Genomic DNA, 23,002 nt, shown 5'->3' with positions numbered 1-23,002 from the left:
AGTTTACACCAATGAAACGCTATGAGTTTTTTTGTTGCACTATATTTTACAATTTATCTATTGTTAAAAAAGGCAGCAATATCGTCTTCACTGAGACCAATCATTGGATCTATAGTTGACCAATTATCTTCCGTTAAACGATAGTTTTCTTCGGTTTGCACAGGTTTGTTAACAGACTTATCCACAGGCTGTGAATAAGTGTTAATAAGAGTTGGAGATGGATTTATATTTCCCGAAATATCTTTGTTTTCAAGGGGTTCTGAGGATCCGTTGTTTTCCTTTTTGGTTTGATTGGATGCGTCTGTTGCCTCGTTTGTAACAATCTTCTCGACAGACTTATCAACAGCTTGTGTATAAGTTTGTTCAAAACGTTGGATGAGATAAGTATTTCGTTTAGCCCCCTCGTTGTGAACAGCATAATCGAAGGCTGCGATTTCCCCTAGCATGACTAGTTTACTCTTGGCGCGTGTGATTGCGGTGTAAATGAGATTACGTTGTAGCATACGCCCACTTTGGCGTGTGATGGGAAGGATAACGACTGGGAACTCACTCCCTTGGGATTTGTGGATTGACATAGCATAGGCCAGAGTAATCTTATTCCATTCGTTACGAGGATAGATAACCTCATTGCCGTCGAAGGACATGTAAATTTCGTCCTGTTTGCTTTCAGTATATTTACCAGGAATGAGATCAGTAATGACTCCGATGTCGCCATTGAAGACATTGAGTTCTGTATCGTTGACCAGATGGAGAATCTTGTCGTTCTTGCGGAAGAAGATATCATTAAAGGCGAACTGATTGGCCTTTTCTTGGGGATTAAGTAGGTCTTGCATAATGGTATTGAGATTGTTAATACCAGCCTGTCCTCGGTACATGGGGGCTAGAATCTGAACATCCTGAGCTGCAATCCCACTCTTTATCGCAGCAGAGACGATTTTAGGAACCATCTGTGGAATATGGTTGGCCTTGGCCTCAAAGTAAGAGCGGTCAGCCTTTTTCTCTGTGAAATCAGCGGGTAGTTGGCCTTGGCGCATCTGGCTAGCTAGGGTAACGATAGTGGAATCCTCGGATTGTCTGAAAATTTTGGTTAGGGAAACCTTAGGCAAGTTATCAATCTGCAAAAGGTCAGCCAAGACTTGGCCAGGGCCTACGGAAGGTAGTTGGTCTTGGTCACCCACAATGATAACTTGGGTTGAATCAGAGATACTTTCAAAGAGTTGATTGGCCAACCAAGTATCAACCATAGAGAACTCATCGATGATAATCAAATCGCAATCGAGATAGTCCTCTAAGGTCTTAAAATCGTCCTCGCTATTGAGGCCTAAATGTCTATGAATAGTGGCGCTAGGGAGTTGGGTGAGTTCGTTCATCCGACGAGCAGCCCGTCCCGTTGGTGCTGCTAAAATAATAGGTAAATCAGACTTTTTGAGATCTAGGCCATGAAGGTCAGCATAGGTTTTAATAATGCCGTTAATAACAGTGGTTTTCCCTGTTCCGGGACCACCTGTCAGGATGAAGACCTTACTTTGTAGGGCTTTGATAATGGCATCTTTTTGAACCTTATCATAAGTAATACCAAGCTCCTCTTCCACCCCTTCAAGGCTGTCTAAGATTTTGTCTTCAGAGCTGACGTCAGGTTGGTCCTTCATGATACGAGTTAGGTGGGTATAGATGCCCTGTTCCGCAAAATATAGGGTATTATCAAAGATTTTAGTCTCTACATTTTGCACCTTATCCTCTTGGATAAGATTGGTTAATTGGTTAGCGACCAAGGCGGGGTCAAGTTCAATCGGACGAGCACCTTCCAAAAGAATGATGGTCCGTTCAAGCAAGGCTTTGGCTTCTATGTAGGTATCGCCTTCTTCCATACTGGCTTCTAGTAGACAATGAATCAAGGCTGCTCGTAAACGCTCAGGGGCATCACTAGCAATTCCAAGACGTTCAGCTAGTTGGTCGGCCATTTTAAAACCGATTCCTTGAATCTCCTCTACTAATAGATAAGGGTGTTCCTCAATAAGATTTAGTGACTCTTCCTTATATTGGTTGAAAATTTGTGAGGCGGCCTTTGGTGTGAGGCCATAGCTAGAAAGTTTGGACAGGATTTGCTCGGCTCCATAATTGATTTTTAACTTAGCAACAAAGGCTTCTCGATTGACCTTGGATAGGTTGGGAATCTGCTCTAACTCGCTAGGATCCTCGAGAATCTTGTCAATAGGGTCTTCTCCGTAAATTTCGACAATACGCTCGGCCGTTTTCTTACCGATTCCTTTGAAATTGTCGCTGGCAAAATATTTGATAAGACCGCTGGCAGAAGGTTTTGAACGCTCGTAGCGGGTCATTTGTAGCTGTTCCCCATATTTAGGGTGATTGGTTAGTTGGCCCCAGAAGGTATAGTCTTCACCCTCCATGACATCCCCCATAGTTCCTGTGACAATGATTTCGTAGTCTTCAAAATCACTGTCCGTTTCGTCAATCTCTAAGAGTAAGATACGAAAAAAATTACTAGTGTTTTCGAAAATGACGCGTTCGATAGTTCCTGAAAAATAAAATTCTTGCATGTGTTTTTCCTAGATACATAATAAGGCTGGGTTTCCCCAACCTTATCTTATTTAGTGGTTTTAGTTGTCTTCAACGGTACCAATTTTATTAAGTGGCCAGAAGCGGAATTTGACTTCCCCTACAAGAGCACTCTTGTCAAAGTAACCAACTTCGCGGCTATCTTTTGAAACGATACGGTTATCTCCAAGTAGGAAATATTTGCCTTCAGGAACAGTAACAGAGAAAGTAGTGTTTTTGTCCGCGTTGACAGTGAAGGCCTTAGATTCTTTAGCCAGTTGTTGGAAGTAATCGCGGTATGCATACTCTTTTTGTAGCTTATCTTTGGCAAAGGCAGCCTGGAATTCTTTGAGGTATTCTTCCTTGACTTCTTTACCGTTGACAGTAAGTTTATCGTTTTGATAGGTAATGGTATCACCTGGCATCCCAATGACACGTTTTACGATTTGTTTCGTCTTACCATTTTCAACCTCCTTGGCAACGACAATATCAAAGCGTTCAATGGACGTGTGTTTCAAAACAATAACACGCTGGTTATTGGCGAGAGTTGGATCCATTGAGTGGCCGTCAACCTGAACAGGAAGCCAGAGGAAGAGGCGAGTCAAGAGGAAGAATGTGATAAAGAGGATAAAGAGTCCCCATTCACGAAGGAAAATGAGAAAGTATTGGGTCCATTTGTTTTTCATAGTTAAGGCCTTTCAGGGTTATTTTAAGCGTTGGTAGGCTTTTTTAGTATTGGCGAAATGATATTTAGCAGTAGCTTGGAGAGCCTGATCTCCGTAGGCTTGAAGAAGCTTGGCTGCGATCTGGTCAGACTTAGCACCAGCACCTGAAGGAAGGGTGTAGCCAACCTCTTGGCTGAGTTTGTCCAAATTTTCCAGGAAGAGATTGCGAGCGATGATAGAGCTCACCGCGACAGCTAAGTATTTCCCCTCAGCCTTTTCTTCTAAAGTAATAGGAAAGTCAAAGCGATTGCGTTCATTCTTGAGGTATTTTTGATAATTTTTCTCACTGGTGAAGGCATCAATGACAATCTTATCTGGTTTAGCACCTGATTGTAACAATAGGAAGATAGCCTGATTATGGAGGGCTACTTTAACGGACACAGCATTATGACTCTTACCGTCTCCAACCACTTCATTGTATTTTCTAGGCGAAAGAAGGAGTGCCTTGTGAGGAATTTTCTCCTTCAAAATAGGTGCGATCTGACGAATCTTGATATCGTTAAGATTTTTAGAATCATCAACTCCTAGAGATTTCAAAAAGGCATGGTCAGCTGGGGTAACTAGACTAGCTACAACAGCTAGACCACCAAAATAGGAGCCATTTCCGACTTCGTCTGATCCAATTAGGGCTAGGTTTTGCCCATCAGGTGAATGCTCAGGTTCAGCTTGGTATCCAAAACGGCTAGCTAGGATTTCTGGCTTAGCACCTTGGAAAGTTACCTTTCCTGAAGTATAGGCGATGACACTTATTCCATCGACCTTGGCTGAAAAACTTGCATAAGGATTTTTAGTAGCAGTCGCATAGCTTGCTAGGTCCTTCTGGAGTGTCGAAATCTGCTCTGCTGTCATTTTTAATACGATTGTGCCCATGAAATCTATTTTAGCACAAAAAAGGAGAATTGGTAGATATTTTACAGACTCGGAATCCCTGAAAATTATTTTTCTAGAGAAGTGCAAAGTCTAAAATTTACGAAAGTTAAAATTTAGGATATAATGATTAGAAAGAGAATGCCTAACCCTGCTCTTTTTTCCACAATTAGAAGAAAAAGGTTGGCATTTAAGTGTCGAACACGCCTCAGAGTAAGTGTCTGAATCTTGCTAAAAAATGGCGATATAAAAGCAATAAAATAAGGAGAAGCTGCGGTGGCGAATCCGTGACCACCATTGATTGGCAGTTAACAAGCAAATGGCAAATAAGAACCGTTACAAATTTCATTTTGGAGAGAAGAATCTCACGCTAACAACTGATAAGGATAACCTATTCATGGAAGAGGTTGAGCGTGTTGCCCATGAGAAATATAAAATTATCAAAGAGCAGATGAAAAATGCTGACAATGAAACGATTGCTATCCTAATGGCTATCAATTCTTTGTCGACTCAGTTGGAACGTGAAATCCAAGTTGAAGATATGGAAAAAGAGTTGGAAACGTTGAGAGCTAAGCAACTTGAACAACTTAAGGTCAAGGCGACAGCTACAAATGACGATGAGGATGACGCATGATTGGACTCCTTGTCTTAGCTATCGTGGCTTGGAATTTCTACATTGGCTACCGTCGAGGCCTCTTTATGCAAGCTTATTACGTGGTTTCAGTCATTATTGCCATGTGTGTAGCGGCCTACTTTTACCGGTCGCTAGGAGAGGCTATCAATCTTTGGGTACCTTATACCAATCCAACCAAAGATGCTAGTATAGCTTTCTTTAAAGATCAGAACATCTTCTCACTTGACCGTGTCTATTATGCAGGTGTTGCCTATTTTGCCATTTACTGTGTGGCTTATTATGGTTTGCGCTTTCTTGGGATTTTCTTCCATTTTGTGAGAATTGAGCGACTTGATCAGAGACGTTACCAAGTGGTAGGTGGTGTCTTGGCCTCCTTAGTGAGTCTTGTGCCTTTGACTATGTTGGGGAATATTCTTGCGACTGTTCCCATGAATAACCTTCAAACGGTCTTGTCATCTAGCTGGGTTTTGCGCCTTTTGATTAATTGGAATTTTCCAGTTAGTCAGATTATCCAGCACTTGTGGACAAGTGTGATATAGAAAATAGAAGTCTTCCTTGATTAAGGGAGGCTTTTTTGTTCTTTGTTTTGGTAACATATGAAAAAAGACTGAACACAAGGTCTCAGTCTTTCTTATCTATTTTTACCCTAAGGTTGCAATGGTACATCCGGAACCACCAGCACTTTGTGGGGCATATTCAAAACTTTTAACATGGCGATGACGGCGGAGATATTTGGTAACAGCATCACGGATGACACCTGTACCAATACCGTGGATGATGTCCACCTGACTCATGTTATTAAGTAGGGCTTGGTCAATAAAGGCATCAAGCTCTTGCATAGCTTCTTCGTAACGTTTCCCACGAAGGTCTAGACGGGCACGAGGACCGCCAGATGTCTTCTTGGCTTTTTTAACCACGTTAATCTGTTTCTTCTTAGGTTGTTGGGCTTCAGCTTGGGCACGAACCAGAGTGAATTCATCCGCCTTTAGTGTCATCTTGATGAGACCGACCTGAGCTTCCCAGTTACCATTTTTGGCTTGACTGGTAAGGGTACCACGTTGCCCATAGGCGGTAACGATGATATCATCTCCGACACGAGGGGCACGCGCAGCCTTTTCTTTCTTAGCCTTACGAAGGACCTTATTCTTAGAGAGGTCCACTTGTGGGGCAAGTTTCTTGAGTTTTCCTTTGGCGTCGATAACTTCATGAGGTTTGAGTTGACTCTTATCGTGGAGATTTTTGAGAATACTATCGCTCTCAGCCAAAGCGGTATCAACCATCTCTTGAATTTCTTTTTGAGCCTTTTCGAGTTCCTTGTCGTATTCATGGGAGAATTCGTTATAGAGTTTCTTGACCGCACGGTTGAATTTAAGGTTCTCTTGCTCCACGTCCTTGATGTGTTCCAGACGTTTTTGTGTTTCCACAGTTTGGGCCTCAAGTTGCTCGATGATACGGTTGACATCACTATCAGTATCCGTGAGGTTTTCTGCCTCCTTGACAATAATCTCATTCAAACCGAGGCGTAGAGCAATTTCAAAGGCATTAGAACGACCAGGAACCCCTTGCATAAAACGATAGGTAGGGCTTAAAGTCGCTGTGTCAAACTCCATGCTGGCATTTTCCACATGTTGCGTCTCAATCCCATAGGCCTTAAGCTCAGGATAGTGAGTGGTAGCCATGGTCTTAATCTGACTTAAACGGAGGTGCTCTAAGATTGCCATGGCTAGACTAGCTCCTTCCTGAGGGTCGGTACCAGCCCCAAGCTCATCGACCAAGACCAGACTGTTACTGTCGGCAGCATTCAGAATCTCAACAATGTGGGTCATGTGACTAGAGAATGTTGACAAACTCTGTTCGATAGACTGTTCATCTCCGATATCCGCAAAAATCTCTTGGAAAATGGCGACACGGCTACCCTTATCAGCCAAAATTGGCAGACCAGATTGAGCCATTAGTTGTGCTAGTCCTAGCGTTTTAAGCATGACGGTCTTACCACCAGTATTGGGACCTGTGATGACAATGGCCGTAAGGTCCTCATCAAAGTGCAAATCGTTAGCTACAGGATTGACCAAAAGAGGGTGACGAACGTTAAGTAGTTGTAGTGTTTGATTGTCACTAATCTTTGGAATAACCGCTTTTTTATCATGGAGATAAAGGTATTTTCCTCGAATGAAGTCCATGTGGCCCAAAATCCAAGCGTTGTTGGCAATTGCAGCAGCCTGTGGACGCAGTTGATCAGACAGTTCATGCAGTATACGAGCCATCTCGTGGCGTTCGTCTGCACGTAATTGTGTAATTTCTTCGTTGAGCTGGATAACGGCACGTGGCTCGATATATACTGTGTTTCCAGAGCTTGAGATGTCATGCACAACCCCAGCAATACGGTTACGGTAGGTATTTTTGACAGGAAGCACCGAACGACCGTTACGACTAGCAATCAAACTTTCAGCCAACATGTGGCCAGATTTCTTGAGAATGTCTTGCAAGGTCTGGCGAATGGCATCATCACAAGATTTAAGTTGACGACGAATATTTTGCAACTCTGGGCTAGCAAAATGCTCAATAAAACCACCGTCATTGATGCTCTGAAGACTGCCTTGTAGACTTGGGAAGGCTTCAATCTTTTCGAAAAGACGTTTAAGGGCGATGAGCTCTACATTTTCAAGGTCAGCGTAAAAGCGACCAAGGTCAGCAGAAGCTTGCAGCACCTTCTTGATAGCAATGAGCTCCTGGATGTTGAGGTCAGCATCTAGTTCCAAGCGACGCAAGGGCTCAGAAATATCTCGCAAGCTACCAATGGCAAAGCCATGGTGCTCTACGAAAATCTCTGCCATTTCTTGGATTTCTGTAAATTGATTTTGAATTCTTTCTGGATTGGTCATAGGTACCAAGTCACGCAACTCCGCCTGAGCCTGTTCAGTCTGCAGGTATTCTGTGAACTGGTCCTTGACCTTGTTAAATTCTAATTGGTCTAAAATCTTTGTGTTCATAGCTCCTATTATAACACATTTGACTATAGGGGGGGTGGAGGTGGGAAATGCTTGAGATAGTTTTATAAGCGGGCTTTTGTCATCAGATGTTGACTGGCTATTTTTACAGTTTATCTCTGAACAATTTTCCTTGAAGTTTTTTATTTTTGAACGACTATTTTACAAAAGAGTCTCCCTAAAATAAGAGATTTTCAATTAAAACCAATGCTCCCATCTATGCTATAATAAACCTATGACTAATCAGAAAAAATTACTCCTAATCGACGGTTCATCCGTTGCCTTTCGTGCCTTTTTCGCACTTTATAATCAAATTGACCGTTTTCGTAACAATAACGGACTTCATACCAATGCTATCTACGGTTTCCACCTCATGTTGGACAACCTGCTTGAGCGTATCCAACCGACCCATGTTTTGGTAGCCTTTGATGCGGGTAAAACAACTTTCCGTACAGAGATGTTTGCGGACTATAAGGCTGGTCGTGCCAAGACTCCAGAGGAATTCCGTGAGCAGTTCCCTTATATCCGTGAGATGTTGGCTGCACGTGGCATCGCCTATTATGACTTGGCTCAGTACGAAGCAGATGACATTATCGGTACCTTAGCTAAGATGGCTGAAAATACCAGTGAGGACTACCAAATCACAGTTGTTTCTGGGGATAAAGACTTGATTCAGCTGACTGACGAAAACACAGTCGTTGAGATTTCGAAGAAAGGTGTAGCCGAGTTTGAGTCCTTCACACCTGACTATCTCATGGAGAAAATGGGGATTACCCCAACGCAATTCATTGACCTTAAAGCCCTTATGGGTGATAAGTCTGATAATATTCCAGGAGTGACTAAGATTGGTGAAAAGACAGGTCTCAAGCTCCTCTTGGAACACGGTTCCCTTGAAGGTATCTATGACCACATCGATGAGATGAAGAAGTCTAAGATGAAGGAAAATCTCATCAACGACAAGGAACAAGCCTTTCTTTCTAAGACCCTGGCGACTATTGATACCCAGTCACCTATTGAAATTGGTCTTGATGACACGGCGTTTACAGGGCCTGACCTTGAAAAATTGGCAGCCTTTTATGACGAGATGGGCTTTGTTCAGTTTAAAAATGCCCTTGGTGGCGAGGCTGTGCCAAAAGATTTTGATGTGGCCTATGAAGAGCCTAGCCAAGTAACAGCGGACCACTTCAGCCCTGACGATTTCTTCTATTTTGAAATCCTTGGTGACAATTATCACACTGAGCCTATCATCGGTTTTGCATGGGGTAATGATAAGCAGATTTATGCGTCTACAGATACTGACCTCCTCAAATCAGAAGCCTTCCAAGCAGCTCTTTCTAAAGCTGTTAATATCTACGATTTCAAGCGCAGTAAGGTCCTTTTGAGTCATCTAGGTATTGACTTGCCTACGGCTAATTTTGATGCACGTCTGGCCAAGTATCTCCTCTCAACCGTTGAGGACAATGAATTGTCAACCATTGCCCGTCTCTATACAGACTTGCCGCTTGAAACAGATGAAGTGGTCTATGGTAAGGGGGCTAAACGTGCCGTTCCTGAAAAAGAGGTCTTACTCAACCACCTAGCTAAAAAAGTCAAGGTCCTTCAGGTAGCTAAACCTGTCATGCTTGAAAAATTGGCTGAACACGGCCAATCAGAGCTTCTCTTTGATATGGAGTTACCACTGGCAAATGTGCTAGCTAAGATGGAAATCGCTGGTATTAAGGTTAAGGGACAAACCCTTAACGAGATGGCAGTGGAAAACCAAGTAGTCATCGATAAATTGACCCAAGAAATCTATGAAATGGCGGGCGAAGAGTTTAATATCAACTCGCCAAAACAGTTGGGTGTCATCCTCTTCGAAAAGATGGGACTACCTTTGGAATACACTAAGAAAACTAAGACTGGTTACTCGACAGCTGTTGATGTCCTTGAACGTTTGGCACCAATTGCTCCAATCGTAGCCAAGATTTTGGAGTACCGCCAAATCACCAAGCTTCAGTCTACCTATGTCTTGGGGCTTCAGGACTATATTCTTGAGGATGGCAAGATCCATACCCGTTACGTTCAAGATTTAACACAGACAGGTCGCCTCTCATCAGTGGATCCAAACTTGCAAAATATCCCTGTTCGCTTGGAGCAAGGCCGTCTCATCCGTAAGGCCTTTGTCCCATCGACTGAGGACGCAGTGCTTTTAAGCTCAGATTATTCACAGATTGAGTTGCGCGTGCTTGCCCATATTTCGGGAGATGAGCATTTGATTGCAGCCTTTAAAGAGGGGGCAGATATCCATACCTCTACAGCCATGCGTGTCTTTGGTATTGAAAAGCCAGAGGATGTCACACCTAACGACCGTCGTAACGCCAAGGCTGTTAACTTCGGTATCGTTTATGGCATTTCTGACTTCGGCCTTTCTAACAACCTTGGCATTAGCCGTAAAAAGGCTAAGGAGTATATCGACACCTACTTTGAGCGTTATCCTGGCATCAAGGCCTATATGGATAATGTGGTTCGTGAAGCTAAGGATAAGGGCTACGTAGAAACTCTCTTCCACCGTCGTCGTGAGTTGCCAGATATCAATTCTCGTAACTTTAATGTTCGCAACTTCGCAGAGCGTACAGCTATCAACTCACCTATCCAAGGAAGTGCCGCTGATATCCTCAAGATTGCTATGATTAACTTAGACAAGGCTTTGGTAGAAGGTGGCTATAAAACTAAGATGCTCCTCCAAGTGCACGATGAAATCGTCCTTGAGGTGCCAAACGATGAACTTGTAGCGATGAAAGCCTTGGTTAAAGAAACCATGGAAGCTGCAGTCGAACTCGCTGTCCCACTCATTGCAGATGAGAATGACGGCCGTACATGGTATGAGGCAAAGTAAAACATGAAAGAAAATTTTCCATTTACCTATTTTCTCTTGCGTTACATGCTAGGATTTCTGGCTGTTATCCTAGGTATTGTAGCAGTATTGGTGATTATCACCTACTTTATGAACAAGTAGAAATAGACAGATGAAAGCTGGACTGAGGTTCGGCTTTTTTGCCTATTGAAAACCACCAGCTATGCTAGTGGTTCCGAAAAGTTTTTAACGATGTATCAAAAAAGTTCCCCTAAAGTGTTATATTAGATAGGGGTTCCCGACCAGTAGTTAATATACTAATGAGACTTGCTAGTCGGGTTAGCTAGCAAAGGTGGTGCTGAATCGGTGGTTTTTTAAGCCTTGGCCGGTAGCAGAGGTTTTCATCCGAAGAGCAAGTCACAAGTTCTAATCTATGAACTTAGAAAGGAAGGAATAACTTAGAACAACTCTCAAATAAATTTGGAATAAACATTTCTAATTTTAGTTATATAATTAAATTGATTAATCGTTAACCTTTATTTTATAATTAGATAAACAAATTTGAATTTCTGGAGTAGTAGTGCAATGAAAAAGGATAAATATAAGAATTTGATTTTCGCATATACGGTTTTATATACATTTGTAACGGTGCTAAACAGCATTTTGTATTTATATAACGGAATATATGAGGATCCGAGCGGAAACTGGCACGAAATAGACAGAGCAATCATAGTTTTAATAGGTGTAGTGGCATATGCTCTTGTTACAGAGCTGATTATAAAGCCTATGGTTCTAAGATATGTAGTTTCGTACATACCGACAGTTTTACTTGCATTTTTTTATGTATGGTCTACGAGCTTTAGAGAAAATTTAGCTCAGTCCGCGTATATGGACGTCTGGATAAATTTCACGTCTATGTTCGTTATATTTTGTATAGTCCATTTTATTGTGTACAAATGTAGAAAAAAGAAAGAGACAATGAAGTAAATTAATTCCAATTTATAGAATTGTATACGGCAAAGGTAGCAATTGAATATGGTAAAATTACTGATGGCTTTTTTAAAGCAGAACTTGTGCCAAAAGAAGTTGGTCCTGGTGGTGGAACATTAGCATTTTTACCCCAAGGAGTATCTTTGACTGGTTCTGTAATGTCATCACCAAATGAGAAAGCTGATGATCAGTCAGATAAAAGTAAGGATCGTATCTGGGGTGGGCAGTCACTTTATGGCACCACAGACGACAGTTACTTCTTTTACAAAGTAGACTAATAACTCCAAAGCTGAAACTTGAATGTTTCGGCTTTTTTGTTTTCCAATAGTGACATTTATGTCACTATTTTTTATTGGTCATCTTACCTATAATAGAAGCATAACTGAGAACAGCGACAGGAGTTCTTAATAAAAAGGAGTGTCGTATTATGATTGAATTTTTGATGTCAAAAAATGTGACTTATTTGGAATTGTTTTATATCTTTTTGGGAGTAGTTCTTTCAAAAGTATACCTTGCTTTTCGAGGCCGTAAGCACGATAAACTTGATGTATAAGAAAAAGGGTAGCACTCAATGCTATCCTTTTTTACTGTCTTCATAAGTTTTAATCATCTTCTTCTGTGGTGTGGCCATTGGGAACTGGTCAAAGTCTTGACTAGCCACCCAGCGTAGCTCCTTATCGGAAGTAGGTTTATCGTTCTTAACGTTGCCTTCCATCATTTCGATGGTCCATTTTTGATGGCTGAAGGTATGCTTTACGGGTGTAAAGCTATTGTTTGTCCACTCTGGTTTGAGGGCATAATTTTCCTCAAAAATAGCCTTTTGAGAGACTGTCTCGAGAATACTATCATCCTTTTCAAAAAGGCTGAGTTGTTGGCCAATAAAGTCTGTTTCCACGATAGGGAAGGACCAGAAACCACCTAGCAGACGTCCTTCGATATTTTTTTCGAGCAGAAATTCACCCTTTACATTTCTGATAATAAAAGCCTGAATTTGCATAGGTTTAGGCTTTTTCTTAGGCAATTTGATGGGGTATTTGTCATAGGTTCCATTGAGATAGGCTGCACAGAAAAAGCGAATAGGGCTTTCGTCGGGTCTTGGATTTTTAGCTGATTCGATATCAGTCCCAAGGTCCATAAGCGCCTGGTTAAAGTCACCTGGACGGTCAGGGTCAATCAAAATGTCCATAATCGCTTGGAAAATCTTACGATTTTTGGCGTCTCCGATATCGTAGTTAACCTCAAAGAGACGAGCCATAACCCGCATAACATTACCATCAACAGCAGGTTCTGGGAGCCCAAAAGCGATGCTAGAAATAGCACCAGCAGTATAGGGTCCGATGCCCTTGAGTTTGGCAATGTTTTCATAAGTATCTGGAAACTGGCCATCAAAGTCATTCATGATTTGTTGCGCAGCCTTTTGCATGTTTCGGACACGTGAATAGTAACCTAGCCCCTCCCAAGCTTTGAGAAGCTTCTCTTCTGGGGCTTCGGCCAAATATTTAACTGTTGGGAACCAGTCTAAAAAGCGCTCGTAATAGGGAATAACAGTCTGAACCTGGGTTTGTTGTAGCATGATTTCACTGACCCAGATATAGTATGGGTTTCTAGTCCTACGCCAGGGGAGGTCTCGTTTCTCTCGATCGTACCAGTCCAGGAGGGTGCGACGAAAAGACGCGATTTTCTCAGCATCCCACATGACAATGCCGTATTCTTTTAAATCTAACATGTCTCTATTGTAGCAAAGAAATCTTTTTTCAAAAAATTATGCGTTTTTCCGACAAAAGGATTGACAAAAGTAAGCGTTTACATTATACTAAAAGTGTAAAGAAGATAAGGATTCATCAAGGAGGTAAGAGCCATGGTGAGAGTAAATATTTCAAGGTACAAAAATGGAGACTAAAATCTCTAAACAAAACAGTAGGCAAAACAAATAACTTTACCAATCATCTCTGAGGAGCGTAACCACATGACAGTAGGGCGTTACAAGAACGGAGATTAATTCAGTCGCATAAAATAGCTACAAGGGAGTGATACCACCAGAAGTCGAAAGCCAAACTCAAATCTGTTAACTTAAGAAAAGTGAGGTAAAGCTCATGAGAAATGTTAGTAGGTATAAAAATGGAGACACATAGGTTGTTGCGTAAAATAGCCTAAGGAGTGATACCCATGCCATACGAAACGTAAATCCTATATTCTTAAGATGAACGAGGTGAGTTCATGAAAAATATGAGTAGGTATAAAAACGGCGATTAATAATGTTGCATAAAATAGCTACAAGGGAGTGATACCACCAGAAATCGAAAGCTAAACTCAAGATTAACGTCAAAAAGTGAGGTAAAGCTCATGAGAAATGTTAGTAGGTATAAAAATGGAGACACTTAAGTTGCTGCGTAAAATAGCTTAAGGAGTGATACCAATGCCAAATGAGTAATCTATCGACAAAAGTTAAATGCTTAAATCTTGTAACAAAGTACCGAGGTGACGCTTATGTTGATGTTTGATGTAAGTCGTTATAAGAACGGCGACAAGTAAACCTCATTGAGTGGTCAATGGGGAGATAGGTCTCAAATCATAAGAATCGGAGGCGATTACTATGATGATGAATTTAGGACGTTATAAAAATGGAGACACTTCAAGTTATTGCATAAAATAGCTTAGGGAGTGATACCGATGTAATAGAAAATTTACAATGCTTGAAAGTTGTTTGTAAGTTGATGGAGGTAATCTATGATTGCTAGGTATAAAAATGGTGACACACAATGACTCCTCCTTATGAAAATATTTTTTACGAAATTCCAAAAGGATGTTCTAATGACAATTGAAGAATCTTAAAAGCTCATTCTAGCGTGTAAGAATGAGCTTTTTGATATGTTGAATATTAGTGGATTTTAGTGAGAGACTCTTAGTCCTTTTTGTTCAACCGAACCTTCCGTAGGAGAGCAAGCCTTTTTTGTTCTTTTACTAGAGTCGTAAAGATTTGGTATTGATTTTTAAGATGCGGTAGGAAACTCTTAGGAATTTTACTATCGAAGTTTAGGTTGTTCAGAAATATGGGGGCACTACTGTCTCTATAGATTTGTCCTTGGAAGAAGTAGTTGTCGGTCACGATATCAACTGAGATACGTGATGAGCGCCATCGACGTTTGCGCATGTACTTGGGTTTCCAACGAATCTTAAGTTGCTGGTCCTTGATATACCACCCCATGATGTCTATTTTGGCGGTCTGTTTCGTTTTGTCATCAAAGTAGGTTACTGGTACGCTTAAAACCTGCTGGCTTCTTGGTGAGGTTAAGAAGGGGTGAAAATCAGGAATGAAGTCGTAGTCCTTGCTAGACACTTCCGCTAGACCGTCTTCTTCTCGTATTTTGCCACGACTGACGTACTTGAAGAAGTCAAAACTCTCACCTTGTCTTTCTAGTCGTTCAGCCTCTAATTGATATCTTGTCACCTGATCACCGGTATTTTTAGTCGTCTTGAGGTAACGCATGATTTCTGCATCCTTGTAGTAAAGAGCAACGAGATTTTTTAGACGTTGACTAGGGTTCAGAGAGTGTAACTTGTCTGGAAAGGACAAGATTTGTATGCTTTGGACAGCGGCTAAAGGAACAGCAGCGATACCAGATAAGAGCTTGTCTAGTTCAAAGAGGGAGACGGTATCAAAATGACTGGTATGACCAAGCTGATGTGTTATGTCAACAACAAAGAGGTTATTGTCCTGTTTGAAAGTGATAATGTAGACGTCACTCGGACCTAAGTTTTTTAAATCATATTCTAGTGAAGTAATAGGAATATTATAGTAGTGGTTAAAGGTTGGAAGCCCTAGTTTTTCTCCTAATTTCTTTTTATGATAAAGCATTCTCTTATTTTAGCATGAAGTTTGGCCGGAGAAAAGACGACTCATAAGGCTTAATTTTTTTCTTAGCGATTCAAATTTCTATCTATTCACTTTTCCCTTGCATTATCCTTCAAACTTTGGTAGAATTATATCTTGTGAGTGCACCTCACTTACTCGTGGCGAAAGACCATGAGTCATTAGACCAAAAGAGGAGGAAAATATCAATGGCTAAATACGAAATTCTTTATATCATTCGTCCAAACATTGAAGAAGAAGCTAAAAACGCTTTGGTAGCACGTTTCGATTCTATCTTGACTGACAACGGTGCAACTGTTGTTGAATCAAAAGATTGGGAAAAACGTCGTCTTGCATACGAAATCCAAGATTTCCGTGAAGGACTTTACCACGTTGTTAACGTTGAAGCAAACGACGATGCAGCTCTTAACGAGTTCGACCGTCTTTCAAAAATCAACGGTGACATTCTTCGTCACATGATCGTTAAACTTGACGCGTAAGAAGGTAAATTATGATTAATAATGTCGTACTCGTTGGTCGCATGACCCGTGATGCGGAACTTCGTTATACACCAAGCAACGTTGCTGTTGCAACATTTAGCCTTGCGGTTAACCGTAACTTCAAGGGTGCTAATGGTGAACGTGAAACAGACTTTATTAACTGTGTTATCTGGCGCCAGCAAGCTGAAAATTTGGCTAACTGGGCTAAGAAAGGCGCATTGATTGGAATTACAGGTCGTATTCAGACTCGTAACTATGAAAATCAACAAGGTCAACGTGTTTACGTAACTGAAGTTGTCGCTGATAATTTCCAAATGTTGGAAAGCCGTGCGGCACGTGAAGGTCACAGTGGTGGTTCTTACAACGCTGGAGGATTTGATAATTCAAATTCATTCGGTGGTGGAGCTTCAACTGGTGGTTCATTTGGTGGATCACAACCTGCACAATCTACACCAAACTTCGGTCGTGATGAGAGTCCATTTGGTAATTCAAATCCAATGGATATTTCAGATGACGATCTCCCATTCTAAGAATGGACAAAACGAATTAAATATATAAAGGAGAAATAAACATGGCTCAACAACGTCGTGGCGGATTCAAACGCCGTAAAAAAGTTGATTACATCGCAGCTAACAAAATCGAATATGTTGATTACAAAGATACTGAGCTTCTTAGCCGTTTCGTTTCAGAACGTGGTAAAATTCTTCCACGTCGTGTAACAGGAACTTCAGCTAAAAACCAACGTAAAGTAACAACAGCGATTAAACGCGCTCGCGTTATGGCACTTATGCCTTACGTAAACGAAGACTAAAAATAATGCCCTCGACTGAGGGTATTTTTTTCTGCCTTGATTTTGTAGTTTTTTGTTATTTTTAGGCTTGTGTGCTGAGTTTTATTTTATACTTTAGAGAAAAAGAAAAACCAACTGGTCTTCTCATTTATCTTGAGGAGCTAGCTGGTTGTTTTGTGGTATATAGAGTGTGTTTTCTAAGAAATCATCAAATTTTTGGTCGTTAACGAGGATATCGATATTGTCTTTGAAGACCTTGAAGCGGTTGGATAACCAGTGTGTTTTGATGTCTGCCCAATTGTTGAAGCGACTCCACCTGTAAGGAAGTGTAGGGTCCTGTTTTTCAAAGACATAGATACTGCCGTCTTTTTCATAAGCTATAGCCGTGTGGAAATTGCTGACATCACCAGGGCTATTTTGAAAGACCGATAGGAGTTTAACCTTCTCTGGAAACTTGAGTCCAGCTTTTTTCCAAGCTTTAAGGAGATCGTCTGTAGTCTGATAGCTGATATTATCACCAAAAAGGAGACTGTAGAGAGCTTGATCCTTGGCAGTTAACTCTTTGTGGTGTGACTTAAGATCTATAAATTCGTTTTGAAGGGGGAGGTCTAATTTGATAAGGTCCTCTGAGCTTGTAATAAGGTTATGAAGGAGCAGGAATGATGTTCGTCGGCAGTTTAAGTCATCAGTAAAGTGTGATTTGTTATCTTCAAAAGTTTTTTCATTAAGGAAGGTGACGAATTGGTTTTGGTCCTTGCCGATTTTACTTTTGGTCCATTTTTTGACAACTGGCTGAAGGTTTGTATTTTCCTGATTGTAACGAGTAATATAAGGGGCTAGATTGTCCCAGTCTTTGGTCGGTATGCCTTTGCTTTTTAAGGCTTTGGCTAGCTGTTTTTCCTGAGTGGGAGTCGTCACGTTGTTGAAACTATAGTAAGCTTGATAGTTTTTCTGAGTATTCTTGTGGCTGCATGCCATAAGTAATAGGCAGCAAGCAATGATTAGTAGAGGGAATTTGATACGCATCTATTGGAATTCTTTCTTTTGTCTATTAACTTTAACATTTTAGTATAGAATAGCCAACTGTGTCAAGATTTCTGACGTAAAAAAGCACCCATAAGGGTGCTTGAGGTTGAGATTGATTAAGATGCAGGTGCGTAAGTACTTTGAACGTTGTAGTGACGTTTGAAGAAGTATTTGGCAACACCAGCGATGACACCAATGATAAGGATCACAATTGGTGAAAGACCAGGGTTGAGGTAGCTTGGAAGAAGGGCTGTAAGACTAAAGAGGGCAAACCATGCAATAAAAGAGAGAGTGATGATGGTCATGCTGAACCACCATTTTGGACGTTCTTCCTTTGGTTTGTTATTGTGACGGTAGATGTAGTGGTAAGGGGTATACATAGCAAGACCGCCAATGAATGACACTGAAAGCAGGGTTGTGAGGCCGTAGCTGGTTTGTGTACCTGAGAAACCAAAGATTGCGTTCATGATAGCAACGATGGCTAGAAGGAAGAGTGAGGTATCAAGCCACATCTTCCAAGGTGTTTTATCTGTTTCAGGCACTTCTTTGCTAGGCTTACCAGTTTCAGGTTTTTGGTGTTTTTCAGGAGAGAAACTAGCTGCCCAAACAGTTGGAGCACCAAGGAGTCCACGTCCTGTGATTCCTTTTTTCTGGTTTTCGATAAGTTCAGGAATAATATCGCCAAGGATATCTTTGATTTCTTGGTCTGACTTACCATCTTTGATGAGTTGGTTGGTTGCGATGTGGATAAATTCTTGGTTTTTCTTGGTGAGTTTTTGGATGTCCATGAGATGACCTTTCGATAAATAGTATTATTTTTTAGTTTTGTAGTTTAGGGAAAAGAAGAGGCTCTATGTTAGAACCATTTTTTCCTGATAAAGTAGATAACAACGCAGGATGACCCGAAGGCTGCGATGAAAAAGATAACCCAAAAAGCATTATCTAAATCGTTTAGAGGCATAGAATTATTTTTAAAGTTCATGCCGTAGGCGGAGAAGATAACGGTTGGGATGTCCAGAGCCATAGTCATGAGAGCGAGTGTCTTCATGATAGTGTTCTGATTGTTGCCGATGATGGAAGCAGAGGTTTCAGCCATGGCATTCAAGACATTTTCATAGATACCTGCCATCTCAATGGCCTGTTGGGTTTCGACCAGTGTATCTTCCAAGAGATCCTCGTCCTCGATATATTTCTTCAAGCTAGAGGCGTTACCTGTTAGCTTTTTGACAATTCGCTCATTCATCTTAAGTGAGGCTTTTAGATAGACAATGGATTTTTCCAATTCCATCATGTCAATCAAGTGCTCGTTTTTAGTCGCATTTTCCAACTGAGCTTCCAATTTATCGCTCTGACGGTCGATAGAACGTAGGGCGGTTAGGAAGAGTTGAGCATTGCGATAGAGAATCTGAAAGACAAAACGGGTCTTCATAAAGGTGTAGAAGTTACGTACACGGTGGTTGAGGAAGTTGTCCATGAGGCTGATGTCCTCGAGACAGGTTGTAACAACCACCTCATCGGTAACGATGATACCCAATGGAATAGTGACGTAGTAGCTTTTGTTATTACGCTCTTCTTGGGTTGGGACGTCGACCAGAATCAGGGTGTAGTCATCTTCGACATCGATACGTGATGTTTCTTCCACGTCCAGAGGGGCACGGAGGTCTTGAATATCAATGTTAAAACGTTCTGCGACCTTCATGGCTTCTTCTTGGGAAGGGTTCACCAAATGAATCCAAGCACCAGGCTCGAATGTTTCAATTTCTTTGAATTCTTTTCCGGTGGATAAGAACATTTGTTTCAATGGGAACCCCTCCTTTGTCATTAGGTAAGCGCTAGCGTCTTGATTATAAAAGGATTTTTACAATCACTTTTAAGTAAAACAAACACCGCTCTTAGCTTTTTTTAGTGATGTCAAATGAGGCTTGGGACGATGTTCCTTGCCTTTTTTAGACACTCCAATATTATACTACATTTGAAACATTTTTGGGCTTGATAAATTGAAATTTTGTTATAATATGAGAGAAAGTCGGGATGGATTTTCCATCCGTCTGTAGAAAGGAGTGGCCGTAGCTTTTGGGCTAGGGCCTCTTAAAAATATGCAAGATAAGTTAGTGATTCATGGAGCAAGAGCTCACAATTTAAAAAATATTGATGTGGAGATTCCACGTGATAAACTGGTAGTGGTTACGGGTTTGTCAGGTTCTGGGAAGTCTTCCTTGGCCTTTGATACCATCTATGCAGAGGGGCAACGTCGTTATGTTGAAAGTCTCTCGGCTTATGCTCGTCAGTTTTTGGGTAATATGGAGAAACCTGATGTGGACTCGATTGATGGTTTGAGTCCTGCCATCTCCATTGATCAGAAAACAACAAGCAAAAACCCTCGTTCGACTGTAGGGACAGCAACGGAGATTAATGACTATCTTCGTCTCCTTTATGCGCGTGTGGGTGTCCCCTATTGTCCTAATGGTCATGGAGCCATTCAGTCGTCCTCTGTGGAACAGATTGTTGACGAGGTTCTAGCCCTTCCAGAGCGTACACGTATGCAAATTTTGGCACCAATTGTTCGTCGTAGGAAAGGGCAACACAAGGCTGTTTTTGAGCGTGTACAGAAAGACGGTTATGTTCGTGTTCGTGTAGATGGTGAGATTTTCGATGTCACAGAAGTGCCAGAGTTGTCCAAGTCTAAGATGCATAATATCGAAGTGGTTGTAGACCGCTTGGTAAATAAGGAGGGTATCCGTAGTCGTCTCTTTGATTCAGTGGAGGCGGCCCTTCGTTTAGCAGATGGCTACTTGATTGTGGATACTATGGATGATAATGAGCTGCTTTACTCAGAACATTATTCTTGTCCGGTTTGTGGCTTCACAGTGCCTGAGTTGGAGCCTCGTCTCTTTTCATTCAATGCGCCATTTGGCTCTTGTCCGACTTGTGATGGTTTAGGTAATAAACTAGAAGTTGATATGGATTTGGTTATCCCCGATGCTAGTAAGACCTTACGTGAAGGTGCTCTGGCGCCTTGGAACCCTATTTCGTCCAACTACTATCCAGCCATGCTTGAGCAGGCTATGGAGCAGTTTGGCGTGGATATGGATACGCCATTTGAAAAACTGAAAAAAGAAGAACAAGATTTGGTCCTCTACGGATCTGGGGATCGTGAATTCCATTTCCATTATGTTAATGATTTTGGTGGGGTGCGTGATATTGACATTCCTTTTGAAGGGGTTGTGACTAATATTAATCGTCGCTACCACGAGACCAATAGTGATTTCACTCGCAATGTCATGCGAGGTTATATGAATGAGCTGTCATGTCCAACTTGTCATGGCTATCGTCTTAACGAAGCGGCACTCTCGGTTCGTGTTGGTGGTGAGAATGGCCTCAATATTGGTCAAATCTCTGATTTGTCTATTTCAGATCATCTTCAGGAAATCGATAGCCTTGAATTGGGTGAGAATGAAGGAGTGATCGCTCGTCCAATTGTTAAGGAAATCAAGGATCGCTTGACTTTCCTAAATAATGTAGGTCTTAATTATTTGACTCTCTCTCGTATGGCTGGAACCCTTTCTGGGGGTGAGAGTCAGCGTATCCGTTTGGCAACACAGATTGGCTCTAACCTTTCTGGAGTCCTATATGTTTTGGATGAGCCTTCTATTGGGCTTCATCAGCGTGACAATGATCGCTTGATATCAAGTCTTAAAAAGATGCGTGACTTGGGCAATACCCTGATTGTGGTGGAGCATGATGAAGATACCATGCGTGAGGCTGACTGGCTTATTGATGTGGGACCTGGTGCTGGTGCTTTTGGTGGTCAAATCATGGCCTCAGGAACCCCAGAGGAAGTTGCTAAGAACAAGAATTCAATCACCGGGCAATATCTGTCAGGTGCAAAATCAATTCCTGTTCCTCAGGAACGTCGTGTAGGTAATGGTCGTTTTATCGAGGTTAAAGGTGCTAGTGAAAATAACCTTAAGAATGTATCTGTCAAGTTTCCACTTGGAAAGTTGATTGCAGTCACTGGTGTTTCTGGTTCGGGAAAATCGACTTTGGTTAACGGAATTCTCAAGAAAAAGATTGCCCAAGAGCTTAATCGAAATAGTGAGAAACCTGGTAAACACAAATCAGTGACAGGAATCGAGTATATCGAGCGTTTGATTGATATTGACCAAAGTCCAATTGGGCGTACACCTCGTTCTAATCCAGCGACTTATACGGGCGTCTTTGACGATATTCGTGATCTGTTTGCCCAAACCAATGAGGCCAAGATTCGCGGTTACAAGAAGGGACGTTTCTCTTTCAATGTCAAGGGCGGCCGTTGTGAAGCCTGCTCTGGTGATGGTATTATCAAGATTGAGATGCATTTCTTGCCTGACGTCTATGTCCCTTGTGAGGTTTGCCATGGCACACGCTATAATTCTGAGACCTTAGAAGTTCGTTATAAGGGCAAGAATATTGCTGAAATTCTGGATATGACAGTTGATGACGCAGTTGACTTTTTTGCGGCTATTCCTAAGATTGCTCGTAAGGTTCAGACTATCAAGGACGTGGGGCTCGGGTATGTGACTTTGGGACAACCAGCAACAACCCTATCAGGTGGTGAGGCTCAACGTATGAAACTGGCTAGTGAGTTGCACAAACGCTCTACTGGGAAGTCTTTCTACATTCTGGATGAACCGACGACGGGTCTCCATACAGATGACATTGCTCGTCTTTTGAAGGTGCTTCAGCGTTTTGCGGATGATGGCAACACTGTTCTCGTGATTGAGCACAATCTAGATGTTATCAAGACCGCAGACCACATCATCGATTTGGGTCCTGAAGGCGGTGTCGGTGGAGGTACCATCGTAGCTACAGGAACTCCAGAGGAAGTAGCAGCTGTTCCAGAAAGCTACACGGGACAATATTTGAAAGAAAAATTGAAATAAAAGAAGAAGGCTCTATGAGTCTTTTTTTGTGGCTCCTTGTCAACTGTAGTGGGTGACGAAAAGCTAACATCTAGAGAGGACCTGATAGGTCTTCTCTTTTTTTATGTTCAGAGTGATGAAAACACGCTTCCTAAAGTTAATAAAGTTTCTAAAACCGAAGCCCAGACGTTTAATATCTTTGATAAGCTTATTGGTCCCCTCCAATTTTGCATTTGAGTAATGTGTTTCTAGTGCGTTTTTGAAATATTGTTTATCCTAAAGGACCAACACTCCCTGAAACAGGTGATGATGCGTCTATGGCAGCTATGGCTCTCGGAGGAAT

The 23,002-nt window shown here is 41.7% G+C and carries 19 protein-coding genes and 1 pseudogene; 10 read left to right on the top strand and 10 right to left on the bottom strand.

The genetic code is table 11. From position 1 onward, the window contains the following. Positions 1–53 precede the first annotated feature (53 nt). The 3 genes from recD2 to rnhC are packed head-to-tail and all read right to left on the bottom strand — an operon-like array spanning position 54 to position 4,151. Positions 54–2,558, bottom strand: coding sequence for an SF1B family DNA helicase RecD2 (recD2, locus tag AX663_RS00585; protein ID WP_060972422.1), 2,505 nt, complete (start codon positions 2,556–2,558; stop codon positions 54–56). 60 nt (positions 2,559–2,618) lie between these two features. Beyond that, positions 2,619–3,242 (bottom strand): signal peptidase I, encoded by a 624-nt coding sequence (gene lepB, locus AX663_RS00580; protein ID WP_013991198.1) that lies wholly within the window; start codon positions 3,240–3,242, stop codon positions 2,619–2,621. 18 nt (positions 3,243–3,260) lie between these two features. Then, positions 3,261–4,151, bottom strand: a complete 891-nt coding sequence (rnhC, locus tag AX663_RS00575) for a ribonuclease HIII (RefSeq protein WP_060972421.1) — start codon at positions 4,149–4,151, stop codon at positions 3,261–3,263. A gap of 316 nt (positions 4,152–4,467) precedes the next feature. On the opposite strand from rnhC, the gene zapA reads away from it, so the two are divergent. Together zapA and AX663_RS00565 are read left to right on the top strand one after the other, a co-directional pair. Further along, a complete protein-coding gene (gene zapA, locus AX663_RS00570; RefSeq protein ID WP_004183554.1) occupies positions 4,468–4,782 on the top strand; it encodes a cell division protein ZapA in 315 nt (104 codons plus the stop codon). After that, complete coding sequence (locus tag AX663_RS00565) at positions 4,779–5,321, top strand: CvpA family protein (protein WP_060972420.1); 543 nt, start codon at positions 4,779–4,781, stop codon at positions 5,319–5,321. Before zapA ends, AX663_RS00565 begins: the two co-directional genes overlap by 4 nt. A 102-nt stretch (positions 5,322–5,423) precedes the next feature. Here the strand turns inward: AX663_RS00565 and AX663_RS00560 are convergent, their stop codons facing one another. Then, positions 5,424–7,772, bottom strand: a complete 2,349-nt coding sequence (locus AX663_RS00560) for an endonuclease MutS2 (protein WP_060972419.1) — start codon at positions 7,770–7,772, stop codon at positions 5,424–5,426. A 232-nt stretch (positions 7,773–8,004) separates the two neighbouring features. Between AX663_RS00560 and polA the strand changes: the two genes are divergently transcribed. The 4 genes from polA to AX663_RS10995 all read left to right on the top strand — a co-directional run bounded on the left by polA (position 8,005) and on the right by AX663_RS10995 (position 12,145). After that, the gene (gene polA / locus AX663_RS00555) at positions 8,005–10,644 is read left to right on the top strand and encodes a DNA polymerase I (RefSeq protein WP_060972418.1); all 2,640 of its coding nucleotides are present in this window, start codon (positions 8,005–8,007) and stop codon (positions 10,642–10,644) included. Positions 10,645–11,187: 543 nt separating this feature from the next. Continuing rightward, positions 11,188–11,589 (top strand): DUF6608 family protein, encoded by a 402-nt coding sequence (locus AX663_RS11025; protein WP_002891858.1) that lies wholly within the window; start codon positions 11,188–11,190, stop codon positions 11,587–11,589. 20 nt (positions 11,590–11,609) lie between these two features. After that, entirely contained in the window at positions 11,610–11,870 is a 261-nt protein-coding gene (locus AX663_RS00545; RefSeq protein WP_002891854.1) for a hypothetical protein, read from the top strand. A 149-nt stretch (positions 11,871–12,019) separates the two neighbouring features. Beyond that, positions 12,020–12,145, top strand: a complete 126-nt coding sequence (locus AX663_RS10995; protein ID WP_002891852.1) for a hypothetical protein — start codon at positions 12,020–12,022, stop codon at positions 12,143–12,145. A gap of 21 nt (positions 12,146–12,166) precedes the next feature. On the opposite strand, the gene mutY is transcribed toward AX663_RS10995, so the two are convergent. Then, positions 12,167–13,318, bottom strand: coding sequence for an A/G-specific adenine glycosylase (gene mutY, locus AX663_RS00540; protein WP_002891850.1), 1,152 nt, complete (start codon positions 13,316–13,318; stop codon positions 12,167–12,169). Between the two features lie 1,176 nt (positions 13,319–14,494). After that, positions 14,495–15,448, bottom strand: coding sequence for a hypothetical protein (locus AX663_RS00530; protein WP_002891848.1), 954 nt, complete (start codon positions 15,446–15,448; stop codon positions 14,495–14,497). A gap of 203 nt (positions 15,449–15,651) precedes the next feature. Between AX663_RS00530 and rpsF the strand changes: the two genes are divergently transcribed. Genes rpsF through rpsR form a run of 3 tightly spaced genes read left to right on the top strand, consistent with a single transcriptional unit; the run spans position 15,652 to position 16,753 of the window. Further along, the gene (rpsF, locus tag AX663_RS00525) at positions 15,652–15,942 is read left to right on the top strand and encodes a 30S ribosomal protein S6 (protein WP_003093185.1); all 291 of its coding nucleotides are present in this window, start codon (positions 15,652–15,654) and stop codon (positions 15,940–15,942) included. A gap of 11 nt (positions 15,943–15,953) precedes the next feature. Beyond that, a complete protein-coding gene (locus AX663_RS00520) occupies positions 15,954–16,472 on the top strand; it encodes a single-stranded DNA-binding protein (protein ID WP_002891844.1) in 519 nt (172 codons plus the stop codon). A 41-nt stretch (positions 16,473–16,513) separates the two neighbouring features. Continuing rightward, positions 16,514–16,753 carry a 30S ribosomal protein S18 gene (gene rpsR / locus AX663_RS00515; protein WP_000068665.1) on the top strand — a complete coding sequence of 80 codons (240 nt, stop codon included), beginning with the start codon at positions 16,514–16,516 and terminating at the stop codon, positions 16,751–16,753. Between the two features lie 123 nt (positions 16,754–16,876). On the opposite strand, the gene AX663_RS00510 is transcribed toward rpsR, so the two are convergent. The 3 genes from AX663_RS00510 to AX663_RS00500 form a co-directional block, all read right to left on the bottom strand. Then, the gene (locus AX663_RS00510; RefSeq protein WP_002891843.1) at positions 16,877–17,758 is read right to left on the bottom strand and encodes a DUF4300 family protein; all 882 of its coding nucleotides are present in this window, start codon (positions 17,756–17,758) and stop codon (positions 16,877–16,879) included. A gap of 116 nt (positions 17,759–17,874) precedes the next feature. Then, complete coding sequence (locus AX663_RS00505; RefSeq protein WP_002891841.1) at positions 17,875–18,546, bottom strand: DUF1129 domain-containing protein; 672 nt, start codon at positions 18,544–18,546, stop codon at positions 17,875–17,877. Positions 18,547–18,614: 68 nt separating this feature from the next. After that, positions 18,615–19,559: a magnesium transporter CorA family protein gene (locus AX663_RS00500; protein ID WP_060972417.1), complete on the bottom strand. Its 945-nt coding sequence runs from the start codon at positions 19,557–19,559 to the stop codon at positions 18,615–18,617. Between the two features lie 295 nt (positions 19,560–19,854). Between AX663_RS00500 and uvrA the strand changes: the two genes are divergently transcribed. Next, positions 19,855–22,680 (top strand): excinuclease ABC subunit UvrA, encoded by a 2,826-nt coding sequence (gene uvrA, locus AX663_RS00495; protein ID WP_060972416.1) that lies wholly within the window; start codon positions 19,855–19,857, stop codon positions 22,678–22,680. Between the two features lie 70 nt (positions 22,681–22,750). On the opposite strand, the pseudogene AX663_RS10200 reads toward uvrA, so the two are convergent. Next, positions 22,751–22,932: pseudogene (locus AX663_RS10200) on the bottom strand (transposase); the annotation flags it as partial. Between the last annotated feature and the right edge of the window lie 70 nt (positions 22,933–23,002).

The organism is Streptococcus sp. CCH8-H5, from assembly GCF_001556505.1.
GTDB lineage: Bacteria > Bacillota > Bacilli > Lactobacillales > Streptococcaceae > Streptococcus.
Note: the sequence above shows the minus strand (reverse complement) of the source record. Positions and strands in the feature narration are given on the sequence as shown.

Excerpts from the sequence above, each read along its gene's own strand:
- recD2 (WP_060972422.1), bottom strand. The coding sequence starts at position 2,558 with ATGCAAGAATTTTATTTTTCAGGAACTATCGAACGCGTCATTTTCGAA.
- lepB (WP_013991198.1), bottom strand. The coding sequence starts at position 3,242 with ATGAAAAACAAATGGACCCAATACTTTCTCATTTTCCTTCGTGAATGG.
- rnhC (WP_060972421.1), bottom strand. The coding sequence starts at position 4,151 with ATGGGCACAATCGTATTAAAAATGACAGCAGAGCAGATTTCGACACTC.
- zapA (WP_004183554.1), top strand. The coding sequence starts at position 4,468 with ATGGCAAATAAGAACCGTTACAAATTTCATTTTGGAGAGAAGAATCTC.
- AX663_RS00565 (WP_060972420.1), top strand. The coding sequence starts at position 4,779 with ATGATTGGACTCCTTGTCTTAGCTATCGTGGCTTGGAATTTCTACATT.
- AX663_RS00560 (WP_060972419.1), bottom strand. The coding sequence starts at position 7,772 with ATGAACACAAAGATTTTAGACCAATTAGAATTTAACAAGGTCAAGGAC.
- polA (WP_060972418.1), top strand. The coding sequence starts at position 8,005 with ATGACTAATCAGAAAAAATTACTCCTAATCGACGGTTCATCCGTTGCC.
- AX663_RS11025 (WP_002891858.1), top strand. The coding sequence starts at position 11,188 with ATGAAAAAGGATAAATATAAGAATTTGATTTTCGCATATACGGTTTTA.
- AX663_RS10995 (WP_002891852.1), top strand. The coding sequence starts at position 12,020 with ATGATTGAATTTTTGATGTCAAAAAATGTGACTTATTTGGAATTGTTT.
- mutY (WP_002891850.1), bottom strand. The coding sequence starts at position 13,318 with ATGTTAGATTTAAAAGAATACGGCATTGTCATGTGGGATGCTGAGAAA.
- AX663_RS00530 (WP_002891848.1), bottom strand. The coding sequence starts at position 15,448 with ATGCTTTATCATAAAAAGAAATTAGGAGAAAAACTAGGGCTTCCAACC.
- rpsF (WP_003093185.1), top strand. The coding sequence starts at position 15,652 with ATGGCTAAATACGAAATTCTTTATATCATTCGTCCAAACATTGAAGAA.
- AX663_RS00520 (WP_002891844.1), top strand. The coding sequence starts at position 15,954 with ATGATTAATAATGTCGTACTCGTTGGTCGCATGACCCGTGATGCGGAA.
- rpsR (WP_000068665.1), top strand. The coding sequence starts at position 16,514 with ATGGCTCAACAACGTCGTGGCGGATTCAAACGCCGTAAAAAAGTTGAT.
- AX663_RS00510 (WP_002891843.1), bottom strand. The coding sequence starts at position 17,758 with ATGCGTATCAAATTCCCTCTACTAATCATTGCTTGCTGCCTATTACTT.
- AX663_RS00505 (WP_002891841.1), bottom strand. The coding sequence starts at position 18,546 with ATGGACATCCAAAAACTCACCAAGAAAAACCAAGAATTTATCCACATC.
- uvrA (WP_060972416.1), top strand. The coding sequence starts at position 19,855 with ATGCAAGATAAGTTAGTGATTCATGGAGCAAGAGCTCACAATTTAAAA.